Here is a 19,810-nt window from a genome sequence, read left to right on the forward strand (position 1 = left end):
GCCGGCCGGGTTTCAATCTTGATGAAAAGTTGACGGCGAACGGCGCCTGTCGCCCCGTGGCATGTGCCTTGCTTTGCACTCTGCATCAGAGCACGCGCCAACGACGGAGCGGGCTTACGGACAAAGACGTCGTTACCTGCAATGGCCTACACCGCCATCTGAAGGGACGACGTTTTTTTTGAACGAGAAGGTAGGCACTGATGAACGATTCGGTAGGCAGCAGCCCGACAAAAGACCCACTGGCCTGGGTCAGCGGCAGTGACGCCCCGGAAAAGAGCAGCCTCGACCTGGGCTTCATGGCCTTGACCGACTGCGCCTCGCTGGTGGTTGCGGCGACCCAGGGGTTCGCCCAACCCTATGGTTTGACGCTGAACCTCAAGCGTCAGTCGTCATGGGCCAGCCTGCGCGACAAACTGGTCAGCGGCGAACTGGACGCTGCCCACGGCCTGTATGGCCTGATCTATGCCGTGCACCTGGGCATTGGCGGCACCGCCCCGACCGACATGGCGGTGCTGATGGGGCTGAACCAGAATGGCCAGAGCATCAACCTGTCCCACGGCCTGCAACAGCAAGGCGTGGTCACTCCTGAGGCACTGGATCGCCACGTGCACCAAAGCCGAACACCGTTGACCTTCGCCCAGACCTTTCCCACCGGTACCCATGCGATGTGGCTGTATTACTGGCTGGCGAGCCAAGGCATTCACCCGTTGCAGGATGTGGAGAGCGTGGTGGTACCGCCACCGCAAATGGTCGCGCACCTGCAGGCCGGGCGTATCGACGGCTTCTGTGTCGGCGAACCCTGGAGCGCCAGCGCAGTCAAGCAAAACCAAGGCTTCACCCTGGCGACCAGCCAGGCAATCTGGCCCAATCATCCGGAAAAAGTCCTCGGCTGCACCCAAGCCTTTGTCGACCAATACCCCAATACCGCCCGCGTGCTGGTCATGGCGATCCTTGAAGCCAGTCGTTTTATCGAGCAAAGCACCGAGAACCGTCGCTCCACCGCTCAGTTGCTCAGCGCCCGCGAGTACCTCGACGCCCCGCTCGACTGCATCGAGCCGCGCCTGCTGGGTCACTACGACGATGGCCTCGGTAACCAGTGGCAAGACCCCCATGCGCTGCGGTTCTTTGCCGATGGAGCAGTGAACCTGCCGTATCTGTCCGACGGCATGTGGTTCATGACCCAATTTCGTCGCTGGGGCCTGTTGCGCGAAGACCCGGACTACCTCGGCGTGGCGCGGCAGGTGCAGCAACTGGCGCTTTATCGCCAGGCCGCCGCGGCACTTGGGTTGCCTGCCAGGGACCAGGACATGCGCAGCAGCCAATTGATCGACGGCAAGATCTGGGACGGCGCCGACCCCGTCGCCTATGCCCGCAGCTTCCGCCTGCATGCCATGGCCGACCACGCCAGCCGCCAAGCCCTGCGCTGACAGGAGGACTGATATGTTGCGAATCCTGTTGATCAACGACACCCCGCGCAAGGTCGGGCGCCTCAAGGCGGCACTGATAGAGGCCGGTTTCGAGGTGATCGACGAGTCCGGCCTGACCATCGACCTGCCCGCGCGCGTCGAAACGGTGCGTCCGGATGTGATCCTGATCGATACCGAGTCACCCGGCCGTGATGTCATGGAGCAAGTGGTGCTGGTCAGCCGCGACCAACCCCGGCCCATCGTCATGTTTACCGACGAGCACGACCCCAGTGTGATGCGCCAGGCGATCAAATCCGGCGTCAGTGCGTACATCGTTGAAGGCATCCAGGCCCAGCGCCTGCAGCCCATCCTCGACGTGGCCATGGCACGCTTCGAAAGCGACCAGGCCCTGCGCGCCCAGTTGCACGCCCGCGACCAGCAGTTGGCCGAGCGCAAGCGCATCGAACTGGCCAAGGGCCTGCTGATGAAAATGAAGGCCTGCAACGAGGAAGAGGCCTACACCCTGATGCGCCGCCAGGCCATGAGCCGCCAGCAGAAACTGATCCAGGTGGCGGAGCAGATCATCGCCATGAGCGAGCTGCTCGGCTGACCTGGCTCAGCTCTTGCTAAAGAATCTTCACAGGTAACCAACGGCGGTTGCCCCTCCACGACAAAGACGTCGCACATCCGGTTTGCCCTCGCGAACCCGGTGGCGGCGTTTTTTCGTTTTGGCCCCAGTGCATGGGGCCGGTGGGGCGGCCTTAGCCGGCTGTTCCATCACCAGGCCTTCTTACAAGACTCCCAACCGTTGAGGTGCGTGATGAAATCAAGCTTCTGGAAATCCGGGCACACCCCGACCCTGTTTGCCGCGTTCCTGTATTTCGACCTGAGCTTCATGGTCTGGTACCTGCTGGGCCCCCTGGCGGTGCAGATTGCCGCCGACCTGCACCTGACCACCCAACAGCGCGGCCTGGTAGTCGCGACGCCGATCCTGGCAGGCGCGGTGCTGCGCTTTCTGATGGGTATGCTGGCCGACAAGCTGTCGCCCAAGACCGCCGGGCTGATTGGCCAGGTGATTGTGATCGCGGCGTTGTTCATCGCCTGGAAAGTGGGAATCCACAGCTACGAACAAGCGTTGCTGCTGGGGCTGTTCCTCGGTATGGCCGGTGCGTCCTTTGCCGTCGCCCTGCCCTTGGCCTCCCAGTGGTATCCGGCCGAACACCAGGGCAAAGCGATGGGCATCGCGGGAGCCGGCAACTCCGGTACCGTGTTTGCAGCCCTGCTGGCACCGGTACTGGCCGCCGCGTTTGGCTGGAGCAATGTGTTCGGCTTCGCCCTGATCCCGTTGATCCTGACCCTGATCGTCTTCGCCTGGCTCGCGCGCAATGCGCCTGAACGCCCGAAAGCCAAGTCCATGAGTGACTACTTCAAGGCCCTGGGTGACCGCGACAGTTGGTGGTTCATGTTCTTCTACAGCGTGACCTTCGGCGGCTTTATCGGCCTGGCCAGCGCCCTGCCCGGCTACTTCAACGACCAGTACGGCCTGAGCCCGGTGACCGCCGGTTACTACACCGCCGCCTGCGTGTTTGGCGGCAGCCTGATGCGCCCGCTGGGCGGCGCGCTGGCAGACCGTTTCGGCGGGATTCGCACCCTGCTGGGCATGTACAGCGTGGCGGCAATCTGCATCGCGGCAGTGGGTTTCAACCTGCCCAGCTCCTACGCGGCACTGGCCTTGTTCGTCTGCACCATGCTCGGCCTGGGTGCCGGCAATGGCGCAGTGTTCCAACTGGTGCCCCAGCGCTTCCGGCGTGAAATTGGCGTGATGACCGGCCTGATCGGCATGGCCGGCGGTATCGGCGGCTTCGCGCTGGCGGCGGGCATGGGCGCCATCAAGCAGAGCACCGGCAGCTATCAACTGGCCTTGTGGTTGTTCGCCAGCCTGGGCGTGCTGGCCTGGTTCGGCCTGCACGGCGTCAAGCGGCGTTGGAGAACCACCTGGGGTTCGGCCGCCGTGACCGCCGCACGCGTCTGATGAGCCTGCAACTGAGCGTCGCCCAGGCCAGCGCCATCGGCCCCCGCGCCGAAAACCAGGATGCCCTGCGCGTGGTCACCCCCGTGGCGGAACTGGCCGCGAGCAAGGGCTACCTGTGCGCGCTGGCCGACGGTGTCAGCCAGTGCGCCGACGGTGGCCTGGCCGCGCGCTCGACCTTGCAGGCCCTGGCCCTGGACTACTACGCCACGCCGCAAACCTGGGGCGTGGCCCAGGCACTCGAACGTTTATTGCTCGCACAGAATCGCTGGCTGCAAGCCAATGGCGGCGGCCAGCCGCTGCTGACCACTCTCAGCGCCCTGGTGTTTCGCGGCCAGCGCTTTACGCTGGCGCATGTCGGCGATTGCCGGGTATATCGCTGGCTGGACGATGAACTGCTGCGCATCAGCGCGGACCACGTGTGGGAACAACCGGGCATGCAGCACGTGCTCAAGCGCGCCCTCGGCCTGGATCAACACCTGGTGCTGGACTTCCTCGATGGCGAACTGCGTGAGGGCGAATGTTTCCTGCTGCTCAGCGATGGCGTATGGGCCACCCTAGGCGACCACAGCATCCGTGCGATCCTGCGCGAGCAGACCGACCTCGACCTCGCGGTGACCACCCTGGTCAACGCCGCACACCTGGCGGGTAGCCAGGACAATGCCAGCGCCCTGCTGGTGCGCATCGATCAACGGGGCGCAGCCACCCTCGGCGACGCCCTGGTGCAGTTGCAGCAATGGCCACTGCCGCCGCCGCTCAAGGTTGGCCAACACTTTGAAGGCTGGCAGGTGGAATGCGTGCTGGCGCAGAGCCGTCAGTCCTTACTGTACCGGGTCCGCGATGCCCAGCAGCAACCCTGGCTGCTCAAGACCCTGCCCCTGAGCCGCGACGACGACAGCGACGCCGGCCAAGCCCTGCTCTCGGAGGAGTGGTTTCTACGCCGAGTGGCCGGGCGCGCGTTTCCTGAAGTCCACCCCGCCAGCGGGCGTCAGCATTTGTACTACGTGATGCGTGAATACCCAGGGCAAACCCTCGCCGAACTGTTCCAGCACCAAGGCCCATTACCCTTGGCGCAATGGCAGTCCATCGCTGAACGGTTGTTGCGCGCGGTGGGCCTGCTGCACCGCCGACAAATCCTGCACCGCGACATCAAGCCGGAAAACCTGCTGCTGGGCGACGACGCCGAGTTGCGTGTGCTGGATTTCGGCCTGGCCTACTGTCCGGGCCTGTCCGAAGACCGCGCCCACCTGCTGCCCGGTACCCCGAGCTTTATTGCACCCGAGGCATTTAATGGCGAACGTCCTACGGCGCAACAAGATTTGTACAGTGTTGGCGTCAGCCTGTATTACCTGCTGACCGGGCATTATCCCTACGGCGAAATCGAAGCCTTCCAACGGCCAAGGTTCAACTTGCCGGTCAGCGCCAGTCGCTATCGTCCCGATTTGCCGGACTGGCTGCCCCACAGCCTGGAACGGGCCGTGGCCGCCGATCCCACCCAGCGCTACGAAACCGCCGAAGAATGGTTGCTGGTGCTGGAACAGGCCGACCGCCACGAACTCAGCGTGCGACCACGCCCGCTGCTGGAGCGCGAACCCCTGAAGGTCTGGCGGACCCTGGCGCTGGTCTCACTGCTGATCAACCTGGTGCTGCTCTACACGCTGTACCTGTAGGAACGAGCGTGCTTGCGCCTACAGCCTGACCATGCGCCAGATGTGGGCAGCGCGCGTTCAAATGGTGCGAAAAAACAGGGAATGAAGAGCGATTGAGCCAATAAATGCGAGGGTCATGCAACTTGGCACAACCACTGCATTAGCTTTCCCAACACCCAACATATAGCCGCACCTTCAACGTCGAAGGGTCGAGCTTCCCGAGAGAACGGGACCAGGACAAAGGCGTCCTCGCTAGGTAACTAGCGGGGACGCCTTTTTTTGTTTGCGCGTGATGGGTCGAACCCATGCGGAGAACGATATGAAAAAACTCAAATTAGTGATGATCGGCAACGGCATGGCCGGGGTCCGCACCCTGGAAGAACTGCTCAAGCTGAGCAACGAGCTGTACGACATCACCGTGTTCGGCGCCGAGCCCCACACCAACTACAACCGCATCCTGCTCTCGCCGGTGCTGGCCGGTGAGCAAACCTTCGAAGAGATCGTACTCAACGACCTCGACTGGTACCTGGACAACCACGTCAAGCTGCTGCTCAACCGCAAAGTGGTGCAAATCGACCGGGTCAAACGCAAGGTCATTGCCGAAGACGGGACCGAGGCCGAGTACGATCGCCTGCTGATCGCCACCGGTTCCACACCGTTTATCCTGCCCATTCCGGGCAACACCCTGCAGGGTGTGATCGGCTACCGCGACATCGCCGACACCCAGGCGATGATCGAGACCGCCAAGACCCACAAGCACGCCGTGGTGATCGGCGGCGGCCTGCTCGGCCTGGAAGCCGCCAACGGCCTGATGCTGCGCGGCATGCACGTGACCGTGGTGCACCTCGGCGAATGGCTGCTGGAACGCCAGTTGGACAAGACCAGCGGCCAACTGCTGCAAACCGAATTGGAAAGCCGTGGCCTGGTATTTCGCCTGTGCGAACAGACCCAGGCCCTGCACGACGCCGGCAATGGCCGGGTCGGCTCGGTGCAATTCAAGAATGGCGACATCATCCCCGCCGACCTGGTGGTGATGGCCGCCGGCATCCGGCCCAATACCGAACTCGCGGAAAAATCCGGCATCCCCTGCAACCGTGGGATTCTGGTCAACGACACGATGCAAACCTACGACCCACGCATCTACGCGATCGGCGAATGCGCCAGCCATCGCGGGATTGCCTATGGCCTGGTAGCGCCACTGTTCGAGCAGGCCAAGGTGTGTGCCAACCATCTGGCCCAACTGGGCTTTGCCACCTACAAGGGCTCGGTGACTTCGACCAAGCTGAAGGTCACCGGCATCGACCTGTTCTCCGCTGGCGACTTCATGGGCGGCGAAGGCACCGAGACCATCACCCTCTCCGATCCGATTGGCGGCGTTTACAAGAAGCTGGTGATCAAGGACGACATCCTCGTCGGCGCCTGCCTGTACGGCGACACCGCCGACGGCGGTTGGTATTTCCGACAAATCCGTGAGAACCACGCAATTGGCGAGATCCGCGACCACCTGATGTTCGGCGAAAACGCCCTGGGTGACGTCGGCCATCAAGGCCAGGACAAAGCCATGAGCATGGCCGACAACGCCGAAGTCTGCGGCTGCAATGGCGTGTGCAAGGGCACCATCGTCAAGGCTATCCAGGAACACGGGCTGTTCAGCGTCGACGAGGTGAAAAAACACACCAAGGCCGCCAGCTCCTGCGGTTCCTGCGCCGGGTTGGTGGAACAGATCCTGATCAACACCGTGGGCGGTGCCGCCGATGTCAAACCCAAGAGCGAAAAAGCCATCTGCGGTTGCAGCGACCTCAACCACGGGCAAATCCGCCAGGCCATCCGCGAACAGCACTTGCTGACCATCGCCGGCACCATGGGCTACCTGAACTGGCGCACCCCGAACGGCTGCGCCACCTGCCGCCCGGCGCTGAACTACTACCTGATTTCCACCTGGCCGGGTGAAGCCAAGGACGATCCGCAATCGCGCCTGATCAACGAACGGGCCCACGCCAATATTCAGAAAGACGGCACCTACTCCGTCGTCCCACGGATGTGGGGCGGTGTGACCAATCCTTCGGAACTGCGGCGCATCGCCGACGTGGCCGACAAGTACAACGTGCCGATGGTCAAGGTCACCGGCGGCCAGCGCATCGACCTGCTGGGCATCAAGAAGCAGGACTTGCCCGGCGTGTGGAAGGACCTCGACATGCCGTCCGGCCACGCCTACGGCAAATCCATCCGCACTGTGAAGACCTGCGTCGGCAGCGAGTTCTGCCGCTTCGGCACGCAGAACTCCACACAGCTGGGAATCGAACTGGAGCATGACCTGTTCAACATGTGGTCGCCGCATAAGGTGAAGCTGGCGGTGTCCGGTTGCCCACGCAATTGCTCGGAAGCCGGTATCAAGGACGTCGGCATTATCGGTGTGGACTCCGGCTGGGAGATGTATATCGGTGGCAACGGCGGGATCAAGACCGAAGTCGCCGAGTTCTTCGTCAAGCTCAAGACCGCCGAGGAAGTGCGCGAATACAACGGCGCGTTCCTGCAGCTGTACCGCGAAGAGGCCTTTTACCTGGAACGCACCGTGCACTACCTGCAACGGGTGGGCATGGACCATATCAAGAAAGCCGTACTGGAAGACCCGGCCCGGCGCAAAGCCCTCAACGAACGCCTGCAATTCTCCCTGTCGTTCGAACAGGACCCGTGGAAAGAACGCCTGGAACAGCCGCTGCTGAAAAAGGAGTTCGAGGTCATCCCCGTCAAACAACTGGAGGTGCCGGCATGAACTGGTTGGATATCTGTGCCCTCGACGAGATCAACACCCTGGGCTCGCGCATCATCAATGGGCCCAAAGGCGACATCGCGATTTTTCGTACCAGCGACGACGAAGTCTTTGCCCTCGACGACCGCTGCCCGCACAAGGGCGGCCCGCTGTCCCAAGGCCTGATCTACGGCAAACGCGTGGCCTGCCCGCTGCACAACTGGCAGATTGACCTGGCGTCCGGCGAAGCCCTGGCGCCGGATATCGGCTGCGCCCATCATCATCCCGCCCGTGTGGAAAACGGCCGGGTGATGCTGGCCCTGCGGGACGCCGGTTGATGAACCGCCAGACCACCGCGTCCACCTGCTGTTACTGCGGGGTGGGGTGCGGCGTGCTGATCGAGCATGACGGCGAACAGATCCTCGGCGTGCAAGGCGACCCCAACCACCCGGCCAACTTCGGCAAGCTGTGCAGTAAAGGCGCCAGCCTGCATTTGACCGGCGACCTCAGCGCCCGCGCCTTGTACCCGGAGTTGCGCCTGGGCAAGGGCCTGGCCCGCACCCGCGCCAGTTGGGACACCGCCCTGGAACATGCGGCCAACGTATTCGCCGAGACCATCACCGAACACGGGCCCGACAGCGTGGCCTTCTACATCTCCGGGCAGTTACTGACCGAGGATTACTACAGCTTCAACAAGCTGGCCCGGGCCCTGGTCGGCACCAACAATATCGATAGCAACTCGCGGCTGTGCATGTCCTCGGCGGTGGTCGGCTACAAGCGCAGCCTGGGCGCCGATGCGCCGCCATGCAGCTATGAAGATCTCGAATGCAGCGACTGCGTGATGATCGTCGGCAGCAATATGGCCTACGCCCACCCGGTACTGTTCCGACGCCTGGAAGAGGCCAAGGCACGGCGGCCGCAGATGAAAGTCGTGGTGATCGACCCGCGTCGCACAGATACCTGTGATTTGGCTGACCTGCACCTGGCGATCCTGCCGGGCACGGACGTGGCGCTCTTCCACGGGATTTTGCACCTGCTGCTGTGGGAAGACTGGATCGACCGTGATTTTATCCAGGCCCACACCGACGGCCTGGCCGCACTCAAACGCCTGGTGCACGACTACACGCCACAGATGGTCACGCAGTTGTGCGGCATCAGCGTCGAGCAATTACGCCTGTGTGCCGAATGGGTAGGCACCTCCAGCAGCTTTTTATCGCTGTGGTGCATGGGGCTCAACCAGTCCACCGCCGGCAGTGCGAAAAACAGCGCGCTGATCAATCTGCACCTGGCGACCGGAACCCTCGGCCGCCCAGGTTGCGGGCCGTTCTCGTTGACCGGCCAGCCAAACGCCATGGGCGGCCGCGAGACGGGCAGCTTGTCCAACCTGCTGCCCGGGCATCGGGAGGCCGCCAACCCCGAGCATCGGGCTGAAGTGGCCGCGTATTGGGGCGTGGAGCAATTACCGGCTACCCCTGGCCTCACTGCCATCGAACTGTTTGAACAGGTGCAGGCGGGCAAGATCAAGGCCCTGTGGATTGCCTGTACCAACCCTGCGCAATCGCTGCCAGACCAGAACAACGTGCGCGAGGCCCTGGCATCCTGCCCGTTTGTAGTGTTGCAGGAGGCGTTTCGTACCACCGAAACCGCCGCCTATGCCGACCTGCTGTTACCCGCCGCCAGTTGGGGCGAAAAAGAAGGCACGGTGACCAATTCCGAACGGCGTATTTCCCATGTGCGCCAGGCCATTGCCCCTCCGGGTGAAGCTCGTGCGGACTGGGCGATTACCGTGGATTTCGCACAGCGTCTGGAGCGTCGCCTGCGCCCTGGCTTGAACAGCCTGTTCGCGTTCGAGCAACCGGCGCAGCTCTTTGACGAGTACAAGCTGCTGACCCGCGACCGTGACTTGGACCTGTCGGGTATCAGCCATGCCCTGCTCGACCAGATCGGCCCGCAGCAGTGGCCATTTCCCCTGGGCGCCCAGGCTGGAACACCGCGCCTGTACACCGATGGGCTCTTCCCGACCGACAATGGCCGCGCACACTTTATCGCCGATCCCTATCGAGCAGCCAAGGAGCAGCGTGACGCACGCTTCCCCCTGACCCTGATCACCGGACGCCTGCGCGACCAATGGCATGGCATGAGCCGCACCGGCACCGCCGCGCAATTGTTCGGTCACGTCAGTGAGGCGCGGCTCAGCCTGCACCCGGACGAACTGCGCCGGCATCGTTTCAAGGACGGTGACCTGGTCAACCTGAAAAGCCGTCGTGGCCACCTGATCGTCGCGGTCAGCAGCGATGACAGTGTGCGTCCCGGCCAAGCCTTCCTGCCCATGCACTGGGGCGATCGTTTTCTCAAGGGCGGCGTCAATGGCCTCACCCAGCCAGCATTCGATCCGTTATCCAAACAGCCGGAACTCAAGCACAGCGGCGTACGCCTGGAAGCCGTGCAACTGCCGTGGCAGTTATTTGCACTGATCGAAGGCGATGTTCAGCAACACTTCGAGGCCTTGCGCCCACTGTGCGAGGGCTTTGCCTACGTCAGCCTGAGCCTGGCCGGTCGTGAGCGGCCAGCGTTGCTGGTACGCGCGGCACATACTGAGGCACCCGACCTGCAACTGTTGACCCGTATCGACCAACTGCTGGGCCTGCATGACGGGCCGGTGATGGCCTACGACGACCCGCGTCGCTCCATCGGCAAGCGGGTAAAAATCGAGAAAGGCCGTATTACGGCGGTGCGCCTGGCGGGTGAAACCCTGGCCCGCCACTGGCTGCAAAGCCTGTGGCTGGAAGGTCGCACCGACGATCAGTTGCGGCGCTGGCTGTTGGCGCCCTTAAGCGCAGCACCCGGCGGCGCGGCGGCGAGCAGCAAGATCCTGTGCAACTGCAAGAACGTCAGCGAAAACGCGGTGTGTGCCGGCATTGCCCGGGGCCTGGCCCTGGAGGGGCTCAAACAGGAACTGGGCTGCGGCACGCAATGTGGTTCCTGTGTACCGGAAATCAAACGTCTATTGGCCAGCAACCCGCAGCCAATCGCAATCAGTGTGTGAGGGCAACAACATGAGCGCAAAAGTCTGGCTGGTGGGCGCAGGCCCCGGTGATCCGGAGTTGCTGACCCTCAAGGCGGTACGGGCGATGCACGCCGCCGATGTGGTGCTGATCGATGACCTGGTCAACCCGGCGGTGCTGGAGCATTGCGGCGATGCGCGAGTGATTACCGTCGGCAAACGCGGCGGCTGTCGCTCGACGCCGCAGGATTTTATCCACCGCCTGATGCTGCGCTATGCGCGCCAGGGCAAATGCGTGGTGCGCCTCAAGGGCGGCGACCCCTGCATTTTCGGCCGGGGTGGCGAAGAGGCCACCTGGCTGCGCGAGCGTGGGGTCGAGGTGGAGTTGGTCAACGGAATCACAGCAGGGCTGGCAGGGGCGACCAATTGCGATATTCCCCTGACGTTGCGAGGGGTCAGTCGCGGCGTAACGCTGGTCACCGCACATACCCAGGACGACAGCCGCCTGAACTGGCGAGCCTTGGCCGAGGGTGGTACGACGCTGGTGGTTTACATGGGCGTAGCGAAGCTGGAGGAGATTCGCGAGCAATTGCTTGAAGGCGGCATGGCGGCGGATACGCCAGTGGCGATGATCGAAAATGCCTCGCTGGCGCAGCAACGCGAGTGCCGCAGCGAGCTGTGGCGCATGCACGAGGATGCGCAGGCGTTCGCCCTGAAGAGCCCGGCAATCCTGGTGATTGGCCAGGTGGCCGGCATGGCACAGGTCGCCCAGCTGACAGAAGCCGCCAGCGCCTGAGGCAAATTCCAGGCGAAAAAAAGCCCGGCCTAAGCCGGGCTTTTTTCTACCACTCAGTAATTACTTACTTAGCGGTAGCTTCTACCGACGCTTCTACGCGACGGTTGATGGCACGACCAGCTTCAGTTGCGTTGTCAGCAACTGGGCGGGATTCGCCGTAACCTACTGCGGTGATACGGCTAGGAGCAACGCCGTCTTTAACCAGGACTTGCTTAACAGCGTCAGCACGACGCTGGGACAGCTTCTGGTTGTAAGCGTCTGGACCTACGGAGTCAGTGTGACCAGCAACTTCTACGTTGGTAGCTGGGTACTGAGCCATGAAGTCGGCCAGGTTTTTCACGTCGCCGTAGCTGTTAGGCTTAACAACGGCCTTGTCGAAGTCGAACTTGACGTCCAGCTCAACACGAACAACCTGAGCAACCGGAGCTTCTGGCTCTGGAACTGGCTCTGGAGCTGGTGCTGGGGTAGGAGCTGGAGCAGCTGCGCCAGCGTTACCGCCGAAGTTCACGCCCAGGCCAACCAGTGCGGAGTAGTCCCACTTGCCGTTGTCCAGGTTGTAGTCAGACTCAACGCCAGCACGAGCGAACAGGTTGTTGGTGAAGTAGTACTTCACACCAGCGCCAGCGATAGCCAGGGTCGACTGGTCGCGACCGCTGTGGCCGTCAGCCTGTACGTTGGTACGGCTCTGGTGACCGAAACCACCTTCTACGTATGGACGCAGGGAGTCAACACCGGCCTGACCGAAGTGGTACTGAGCAGTCACGCTGCCAGTGTCACCTTTGATCTTCTGGTTGCCAGTACCGTCGTTCGAACGGGTGTGGTTGGTGGTGTCGTAGTTCAGGTTAACCGACACGTCGTCGGTAATGAAGTAACCGATGCTAGCGCCAGGGTTATAGCCGTCTTCGATGTGCTTGACGCTATCGTTGAACTGCTTTTTGTAGAACAGCTGGCCTTCAACTGCGCCTTGGCCTTGTGCCAGCGCGCCGAAAGAAGTAGCGGCAATAAGAGTACCAATGGCCAAGCCCAAGGTGTTTTTCAGTTTCATCCGTTAAATCCCCATCTGGTGATTGTAAAGCAGTCCCACAAACCGGGGGACAACTCGGCGACAAGTCTAACAGAACTTGCCTACACGTAAGAGATATTTGCCACGCACTAAGTTTCAGTCTCGCCCGCAAATTTCTCACGTAATTTATCAAGAGCACGTTTGTAACGCATTTTTGTAGCACTCAAACCCATGTGCATGATGTCGGCGATTTCCTGAAACTCCAGCTCTGCGACAAATCGTAGCACCAGAATTTCCCGGTCAATCGGGTTCACATGCACCAACCAGCGATCAAGTCCACCCTTCTCCTCGGGTGCCGGCGTCTTTTCTTCAGACGCCTCCTCAAGGGGGTCGAGACTCAAGGCGTCCATCAAGCGACGCTTTCGCCGTTCCTTCCGATACTGCGTGATGCACTCGTTGTACGTGATGCTGTAGAGCCAGGTCTTGAACTTCGATTTGCCCTCGAAGTTCTTCAGGCCGTACAGCACCTTGAGCATCACTTCCTGACAGACATCATCCGCATCTCTATCGTTCCCTAAATACCTTGAACAAACGTTGAACAGAGTGCGTTGATATCTGCGCATCAATTCTTCGTACGCACGAGTTACGTGAAACAGCTCCGTGTGCGCGCGCGCGACCAACTCCTCATCAGAGAGCTCACGGGGGTCATAGCGCGTGGACAGCGTTTGGGCTTTATTCAAAACAAGTCGTGCCGACAGTCAGGTCAATGTCCGCTGCAATCCGGTCACCCAGGTTCGCGGCGGCGTACATTAGCAGGGTTTGCCGCGTTAGCGGCTACTGACCTGCTGCTCCAGGAGAATCCGATTGGACAGCGACACCAGGTCGCCGTCATCGGTCAGCACCGTTGTCTTGACCGTGCCGATCTCCTCGATTTGCCCTTCGACCTCGCCCACACGCACTTGCTGCCCCACCTGATACAACTCACGCACGTAGATTCCCGCAAGAATCTGGCCGGCAATTTCCCGGCTTCCCAACCCCATGGCCAGCGCAACGGCCAGACCAACGGTAATCAAAACAATCACAATCACATGGTTGAGCAGGTCAGTCTTGACCTCCAACTGGCTGATCGCGACGGAAATACTGATGATGATCACCAGCCCCTGGGCAATTCGCCCCAGGCCTGCCGCATAGTCCAGCCCTACCCCTTCGGCAGCCCCGCGCACCAGCCCATTGGCCAGTTGCGCCAGCAAAACGCCGACAAGCAGGACCAGCGCGCCACCGAAAACCTTCGGTAAATACAGCGCAAGCATGTCGAGCGTAGCTGAAACTCGCTCAAGTCCAAGGGATTGAGCCGCTGAAACCAGAAAAATCAGCAATACGAACCAATAGACGATCTTGCCGATCAAGGTCGAAATCGGCACTTGCAGACCGGCGCGGCCGAGCAGCTTGGTCAGCCCGGTACCTGCCATCAGGCGATCAAGGCCCAGTTTCGCGAGCAATTTGGACAGCAGGGTGTCGAGCAGCTTGGCCACGACAAAGCCCAGCAGCACCAGGACCAGCGCCCCAAACAGGTTGGGAATGAAATTCGCCACCTTGGTCCACAATGCGGTCATCGCGGTGACCAGGCTCTGGGTCCAGAGATCAAGTTCCATATTCAATCAGCCTTATCAGCAGTGCGAGCAAGAGGTTTACGACGGGAAACCGGCGATACATGGGCTGAACCGTTGTTCAGGGCCATCATCAACGCCGGTAACCACCGACCGAGCAGGCCGAACAGGTCCCCCGCACCCACCTGACGGTTGGCGGTTTTCAACACGCGACCCAGGCAAGCATCGTCGTCGCGGTTGGACGGCGAGGCATTGAGCATGTCACGCAAAGACTGTTCGAACGGATCGTGCATAAAGACCTCTCGCAAGTGTTTTAAAAGACGAGGGTAAAATTCTTGAGGTCACATGGGACCCTTCCTACGTTCAGCTCATATTCAGGTCAAACCCAGCGCAATCGTCGAAATAGCCACCATTGTCCGAGCGCCACCGAGACCATCAGCAGGCAGGCAATCACAAATCCGTAGGGGCTGGAAGAGAACGGAATCCCCCCCACATTGATCCCCAGCAGGCCGGTCAGAAAGCTCATCGGCAGGAAGATCCCGGTGATGATCCCGAAGCGGTACATGGTGCGGTTCATGCGCACGCTCAAGCGCCGGTCTTCGGTCTCAAGCACAAGCCCCACGCGCTCCCGGGTCAATTCGAGCTCTTCCAGGTAGCGGGTCAGGCTGTTGTTCAATTCGTTCCAGTAGTCGGCATCGTCATCACAAAACCACGGCAATTTGATCCGCGTCAGCTGGGCAAAAATATCCCGCTGCGGGAACAGGAAACGCTTGAGCCCGGCCGCTCGCCGACGGATCTGCAAAACGCTGCCATGCTCCGGAGTATACCGTTCGTCGGCATCCAGTTTTTCTTCCTCGATATCGACGATTTCAGACAGGTCCGAGACCAGATCCTGCACTTTATGAGTGAGGTACTGCGCCATATAAAGGATGAGTTCGGATGCGGTCTTGGGCCCGGTGCCCTCCTCCAGTTGCACCAGCAATTCATCGGTGGCACGCAGCGGGCGCAAACGCAGGGAGATCACACGGCTGGCTGCGGCAAAAATACGCACCGAGACCATGTCCTCAGGCTCCGCGCCCGGGTTGAGGTTGACCCCACGCAGGAACAGCAGCAATTCGGCGTCCGGCAGCGGCAACAGGCGCGGCCGGGTGTTCTCTTCCAGCAGCAGGTCACAGGCGAATTCGCTCAAGCCGCTGGAGGTGCGCAACCAGGTCTGGGTCTGGGGATGGCTGCGGTCCCAATGCAGCCACAGGCTTTCCTGGGGCTGCATATGCAAATCGTCGAGCTCAGTCCGGGCAATCGAACGCGCACCGCCTTTACCGTCCAGCACCAGGGCATGCACCAGCCCCCATTGCGCGTTTTCTTCCTCGAACATCCTCACCCCGTTGGCTATTGCGGTTTATTCAGGCATTTTCAGCGGGCTGGGCGACACGATCACGCCATTATTGTCGGCGTAGATGTATTCACCCGGGCGAAACGTCACACCCGCAAAGGTGACCGCCACGTTCAAGTCGCCAATACCGCGCTTGTCGGTCTTCATCGGATGGCTGGCCAGGGCCTGCACCCCCAGGTCGGTCTGGGCGATCACGTCGACATCCCGGATGCAGCCGTAGATCACCAGGCCTTCCCAACCGTTTTTCGCGGCTTTTTCGGCGATCATGTCGCCCAGCAGCGCACGGCGCAGCGAACCACCACCGTCGACCACCAATACCTTGCCGGTACCTGGCTGGTCGGCCTGTTCCTTGACCAGAGAGTTATCTTCGAAGCATTTAATGGTGACAATCTCGCCGCCAAAGGAGTCTCGACCGCCGAAGTTGCTGAACATCGGCTCGACCACCTGCACCAGTTCCGGGTAGGCGTCGCACAAGTCGGGGGTCACGTAATGGTTCATTGAAAAAATTCCTTTCTGTCAAAGAAGAGTCTTTCGAAAGAAGCGCCAGCCTGGGCCGGTGCGCAACATCCCATCCGCTTCGTCGCAACGCAATAACCACTGCGCGACTGAATATGACCAGAAGCGATTAACGCGTCATATCTTAGCCGCAACCACACACGAGCGAAACGCCCTTGGCAGAGCGCTGCGTCAAACTACGACCAAAGCCTCAGGCCTGGCACCCAGCGAGGGTGTCAGCGGATCTTTCAACCATTGCTCCACCAGCGGCCACACCTCGATCTGGGCGGGTTTGCTGACCAGCATTTCCACATGCCCGAAGTCCCCGGTAAAACCTTGCTGGCGTCCCAGGCACAGGTATTGGCGGTGCTCGGAGCCGACTTGCTCGAACAGCTTGCGGCACGCCCAATCCGGGTCCTGCCGGTCGCCCGCGGCACTGACGGCCAGCAGCGGTACGTCCACATCGGCCAGGCCTTTCCACCAGTCCTGCTTGCCATCGCCAAAGCGTCCAAACAGGCCATTCCAGCGCATGGCCTCAATCATCACACCAGCCGGTTCATCCTCCGGGCCACGCTTGAGCCGAGCGCCAGAGACCTGGCCAAAACGTTTCAAGAACAAGCGGCCGGTCCACTCCACCGGTGGAATTTTCAATGGCCAGTGGGTGCGACTCACCTGGCAGCCAAACAAGGCCACCGAGGCCACTGCCGGCGCTCCCAGGTGCTTCCCCCCCAAGGCCGCTGCCAGGGTAGTGGCGCCGAGGGAATGGCCGACCCAGTGCGGAACCTGCGCACTTTGCTCGCGCACAAACGCGCCGATCGCCGGCAAATCGTAGCGGGCATAGTCGGCAACGCGGTTGCGGGCGTACTGTTGGTTGCGCCGGGACAGCCCATGCCCGCGCATTTCCGGGATCCACACGTCGAATCCCTGGCGCGCCAAATAGGCCCCCAGGCCAATGCCCTTGGGCGAATACCAAAAGCGTCGATTGGAAAAACTGCCATGCAACAAGATAACCGGAATGCCCCGGTTTTCCGGGACATCGGCCAGGCCCAACCGGGTGACGGCCAGCTCGACGGTGCCGTCGGGACTGTTACCGGGTTTGAGTCGATACACATCTTCACTCAGGTCGCCACGACGTTCAGCGCTGATCAGGGCGACGGGAAACAGGTTGCTGCTGCTTTGCATAATGCTCTTGCACAAAAAAGGGCGGCGTCCGGAAGGAGTTCCGCCCTGTACAGATAAGAATGCCGGCCAACCTGACGATTGACCGGCACTTTTGACGCGTCGACCTTAGGCGGACGCTTGGCCTTCCGCCAGGAAGAACCAGGTTTCCAGCACCGAATCGGGGTTCAGCGAGACGCTTTCGATGCCCTGTTCCATCAACCATTTGGCCAGGTCAGGGTGGTCGGAAGGGCCTTGGCCGCAGATACCGATGTACTTGCCAGCCTTGTTACAAGCCTGGATGGCGTTGGCCAGCAGCTTCTTGACCGCCGGGTTACGCTCGTCGAACAGGTGCGCGATGATCCCGGAGTCGCGGTCCAGGCCCAAGGTCAGCTGGGTCAGGTCGTTGGAGCCGATGGAGAAGCCGTCGAAGAACTCGAGGAACTCTTCGGCCAGGATGGCGTTGGACGGCAGTTCGCACATCATGATGACGCGCAGGCCGTTCTCACCACGGGACAGGCCGTTTTCGGCCAGCAAATCCACAACCTGGCTCGCTTCACCCAGGGTGCGTACGAACGGCACCATGATTTCAACGTTGGTCAGGCCCATCTCGTTGCGCACGCGCTTGAGGGCGCGGCATTCAAGCTCGAAGCAATCACGGAACGCTTCGCTGATGTAACGCGAGGCACCGCGGAAGCCCAGCATCGGGTTTTCTTCTTCCGGCTCGTAGAGCTTGCCGCCGATCAGGTTGGCGTATTCGTTGGACTTGAAGTCCGACAGGCGCACGATGACCTTTTTCGGGTAGAACGCAGCCGCCAGGGTGCTGATGCCTTCCACCAGCTTCTCGACATAGAAGCCCACCGGGTCGTTGTAGCCGGCGATGCGTTTGTCGACGCTGTCCTTGATGTCCTGTGGCAGGCCGTCGTAGTTCAGCAGGGCCTTGGGGTGCACGCCGATCATGCGGTTGATGATGAACTCCAGGCGGGCCAGACCCACGCCGGCGTTCGGCAGTTGCGCGAAGTCGAAGGCACGGTCCGGGTTACCGACGTTCATCATGATCTTGAACGGCAGGTCCGGCATGGCGTCGATGGAGTTTTGCTTGATGTCGAAGCCCAACTCGCCTTCGAAGATGAAGCCGGTGTCGCCTTCGGCGCAGGAAACGGTCACGCCCTGGCCATCTTTGAGCAACTGGGTCGCATTGCCGCAGCCCACGACCGCCGGGATCCCCAGTTCACGGGCGATGATCGCCGCGTGGCAGGTACGCCCGCCACGGTTGGTGACGATAGCGCTGGCGCGCTTCATCACCGGCTCCCAGTCCGGGTCGGTCATGTCGGAGACCAGCACGTCGCCGGGCTGGACTTTGTCCATTTCGGACACGTCCTTGATGATCCGCACCTTGCCGGCGCCAATGCGCTGGCCAATGGCTCGGCCTTCCACCAGCACGGTGCCGGTTTCCTTGAGCAGGTAGCGCTCCATGACATTGGCCGAAGTGCGGCTCTTCACGGTCTCGGGACGCGCCTGCACGATATACAGCTTGCCGTCATCACCGTCCTTGGCCCACTCGATGTCCATCGGGCACTGGTAGTGCTTCTCGATGATCATCGCCTGCTTGGCCAGTTCGCTGACTTCAGCGTCGGTCAGGCAGAAACGCGCGCGCTCGGCCTTGTCCACATCAACGGTTTTCACCGAGCGACCGGCCTTGGCCTCGTCGCCGTAGATCATCTTGATGGCCTTGCTGCCCAGGTTGCGGCGCAGGATGGCCGGGCGACCCGCTTCGAGGGTGCCCTTGTGTACGTAGAATTCATCGGGGTTGACCGCACCTTGTACGACGGTTTCACCCAGGCCGTAGGCGCCGGTGATAAACACCACGTCACGGAAGCCCGACTCGGTATCGAGGGTGAACATCACGCCGGCGGTGCCGGTTTCAGAACGCACCATGCGCTGCACACCGGCAGACAGGGCCACCAGCTTGTGGTCGAAACCCTGGTGGACCCGGTAGGAAATGGCACGGTCGTTGAACAGCGAGGCAAACACTTCCTTGGCCGCGCGGATCACGTTTTCCACGCCGCGGATGTTGAGGAAGGTTTCCTGCTGGCCGGCGAAGGAGGCGTCGGGCAAGTCTTCGGCGGTGGCCGAGGAACGCACGGCGACGGCCATGTCCGGGTTGCCGGCCGACAGGGTGGCGAAGGCCGTCCGGATTTCTTCGTTGAGCTTCTCGGGGAACTCGGCTTCCATGATCCATTGACGGATCTGGGCGCCGGTCTTGGCCAGGGCGTTGACGTCATCGACGTCCAGGGCATCCAGCGCGGCGTGGATCTGGGCGTTGAGACCGCTCAGTTCGAGGAAATCGCGGTAAGCCTGGGCAGTGGTGGCAAAACCACCGGGCACCGAGACACCAGCGCCTGCAAGATTACTGATCATCTCGCCGAGGGATGCGTTCTTGCCCCCTACGTGCTCTACATCATGGACGCCGAGCTTATCGAGGGAAACTACGTACTCTACCAAGGTGATCTCTCCACTT

16 protein-coding genes are annotated in these 19,810 nt (G+C 61.4%); 8 read left to right on the forward strand and 8 right to left on the reverse strand.

Annotation, left to right across the window (positions count from 1 at the left end):
- Nucleotides 1-200 precede the first annotated feature (200 nt).
- From QU606_RS27435 to cobA, 8 genes are all read left to right on the forward strand, one after another.
- Entirely contained in the window at nucleotides 201-1,427 is a 1,227-nt protein-coding gene (locus QU606_RS27435) for a CmpA/NrtA family ABC transporter substrate-binding protein (protein WP_304997843.1), read from the forward strand.
- Nucleotides 1,428-1,440: 13 nt separating this feature from the next.
- The gene (locus QU606_RS27440; RefSeq protein ID WP_024076866.1) at nucleotides 1,441-2,016 is read left to right on the forward strand and encodes an ANTAR domain-containing response regulator; all 576 of its coding nucleotides are present in this window, start codon (nucleotides 1,441-1,443) and stop codon (nucleotides 2,014-2,016) included.
- A gap of 210 nt (nucleotides 2,017-2,226) precedes the next feature.
- Entirely contained in the window at nucleotides 2,227-3,438 is a 1,212-nt protein-coding gene (locus QU606_RS27445) for a NarK/NasA family nitrate transporter (protein ID WP_041160996.1), read from the forward strand.
- Nucleotides 3,438-5,105, forward strand: coding sequence for a bifunctional protein-serine/threonine kinase/phosphatase (locus QU606_RS27450; protein WP_024076868.1), 1,668 nt, complete (start codon nucleotides 3,438-3,440; stop codon nucleotides 5,103-5,105). The genes QU606_RS27445 and QU606_RS27450 overlap by 1 nt, the downstream gene beginning before the upstream one ends.
- Nucleotides 5,106-5,403: 298 nt before the next feature.
- Nucleotides 5,404-7,857, forward strand: a complete 2,454-nt coding sequence (gene nirB, locus QU606_RS27455; RefSeq protein WP_024076869.1) for a nitrite reductase large subunit NirB — start codon at nucleotides 5,404-5,406, stop codon at nucleotides 7,855-7,857.
- Nucleotides 7,854-8,171, forward strand: a complete 318-nt coding sequence (gene nirD / locus QU606_RS27460; protein WP_024076870.1) for a nitrite reductase small subunit NirD — start codon at nucleotides 7,854-7,856, stop codon at nucleotides 8,169-8,171. Before nirB ends, nirD begins: the two co-directional genes overlap by 4 nt.
- Nucleotides 8,171-10,879, forward strand: coding sequence for a nitrate reductase (locus tag QU606_RS27465; protein ID WP_304997844.1), 2,709 nt, complete (start codon nucleotides 8,171-8,173; stop codon nucleotides 10,877-10,879). The genes nirD and QU606_RS27465 overlap by 1 nt, the downstream gene beginning before the upstream one ends.
- Before the next feature lie 10 nt (nucleotides 10,880-10,889).
- Nucleotides 10,890-11,633 (forward strand): uroporphyrinogen-III C-methyltransferase, encoded by a 744-nt coding sequence (cobA, locus tag QU606_RS27470; protein ID WP_024076872.1) that lies wholly within the window; start codon nucleotides 10,890-10,892, stop codon nucleotides 11,631-11,633.
- A 64-nt stretch (nucleotides 11,634-11,697) separates the two neighbouring features.
- Here cobA and QU606_RS27475 read toward each other — a convergent pair whose 3' ends face one another.
- The 8 genes from QU606_RS27475 to ppsA form a co-directional block, all read right to left on the reverse strand.
- On the reverse strand, nucleotides 11,698-12,678 hold the full coding sequence (locus tag QU606_RS27475) for an OmpA family protein (protein ID WP_024076873.1): 981 nt from the start codon (nucleotides 12,676-12,678) through the stop codon (nucleotides 11,698-11,700).
- 107 nt (nucleotides 12,679-12,785) lie between these two features.
- Entirely contained in the window at nucleotides 12,786-13,376 is a 591-nt protein-coding gene (sigX, locus tag QU606_RS27480) for an RNA polymerase sigma factor SigX (protein ID WP_017845210.1), read from the reverse strand.
- Between the two features lie 87 nt (nucleotides 13,377-13,463).
- Entirely contained in the window at nucleotides 13,464-14,288 is an 825-nt protein-coding gene (locus QU606_RS27485) for a mechanosensitive ion channel domain-containing protein (RefSeq protein WP_003175519.1), read from the reverse strand.
- Nucleotides 14,289-14,290: 2 nt separating this feature from the next.
- Nucleotides 14,291-14,536, reverse strand: a complete 246-nt coding sequence (locus tag QU606_RS27490) for a hypothetical protein (protein WP_005790375.1) — start codon at nucleotides 14,534-14,536, stop codon at nucleotides 14,291-14,293.
- Between the two features lie 86 nt (nucleotides 14,537-14,622).
- A complete protein-coding gene (locus QU606_RS27495; protein ID WP_024076874.1) occupies nucleotides 14,623-15,618 on the reverse strand; it encodes a zinc transporter ZntB in 996 nt (331 codons plus the stop codon).
- A gap of 24 nt (nucleotides 15,619-15,642) precedes the next feature.
- The gene (gene rraA / locus QU606_RS27500) at nucleotides 15,643-16,134 is read right to left on the reverse strand and encodes a ribonuclease E activity regulator RraA (RefSeq protein ID WP_024076875.1); all 492 of its coding nucleotides are present in this window, start codon (nucleotides 16,132-16,134) and stop codon (nucleotides 15,643-15,645) included.
- 189 nt (nucleotides 16,135-16,323) lie between these two features.
- The gene (locus QU606_RS27505; RefSeq protein ID WP_024076876.1) at nucleotides 16,324-17,313 is read right to left on the reverse strand and encodes an alpha/beta fold hydrolase; all 990 of its coding nucleotides are present in this window, start codon (nucleotides 17,311-17,313) and stop codon (nucleotides 16,324-16,326) included.
- 105 nt (nucleotides 17,314-17,418) lie between these two features.
- A complete protein-coding gene (gene ppsA, locus QU606_RS27510; RefSeq protein ID WP_024076877.1) occupies nucleotides 17,419-19,794 on the reverse strand; it encodes a phosphoenolpyruvate synthase in 2,376 nt (791 codons plus the stop codon).
- Nucleotides 19,795-19,810: the final 16 nt, after the last annotated feature.

Origin of the sequence: Pseudomonas sp. OVF7 (genome assembly GCF_030644265.1) — a bacterium.
GTDB lineage: Bacteria > Pseudomonadota > Gammaproteobacteria > Pseudomonadales > Pseudomonadaceae > Aquipseudomonas > Aquipseudomonas gorinensis.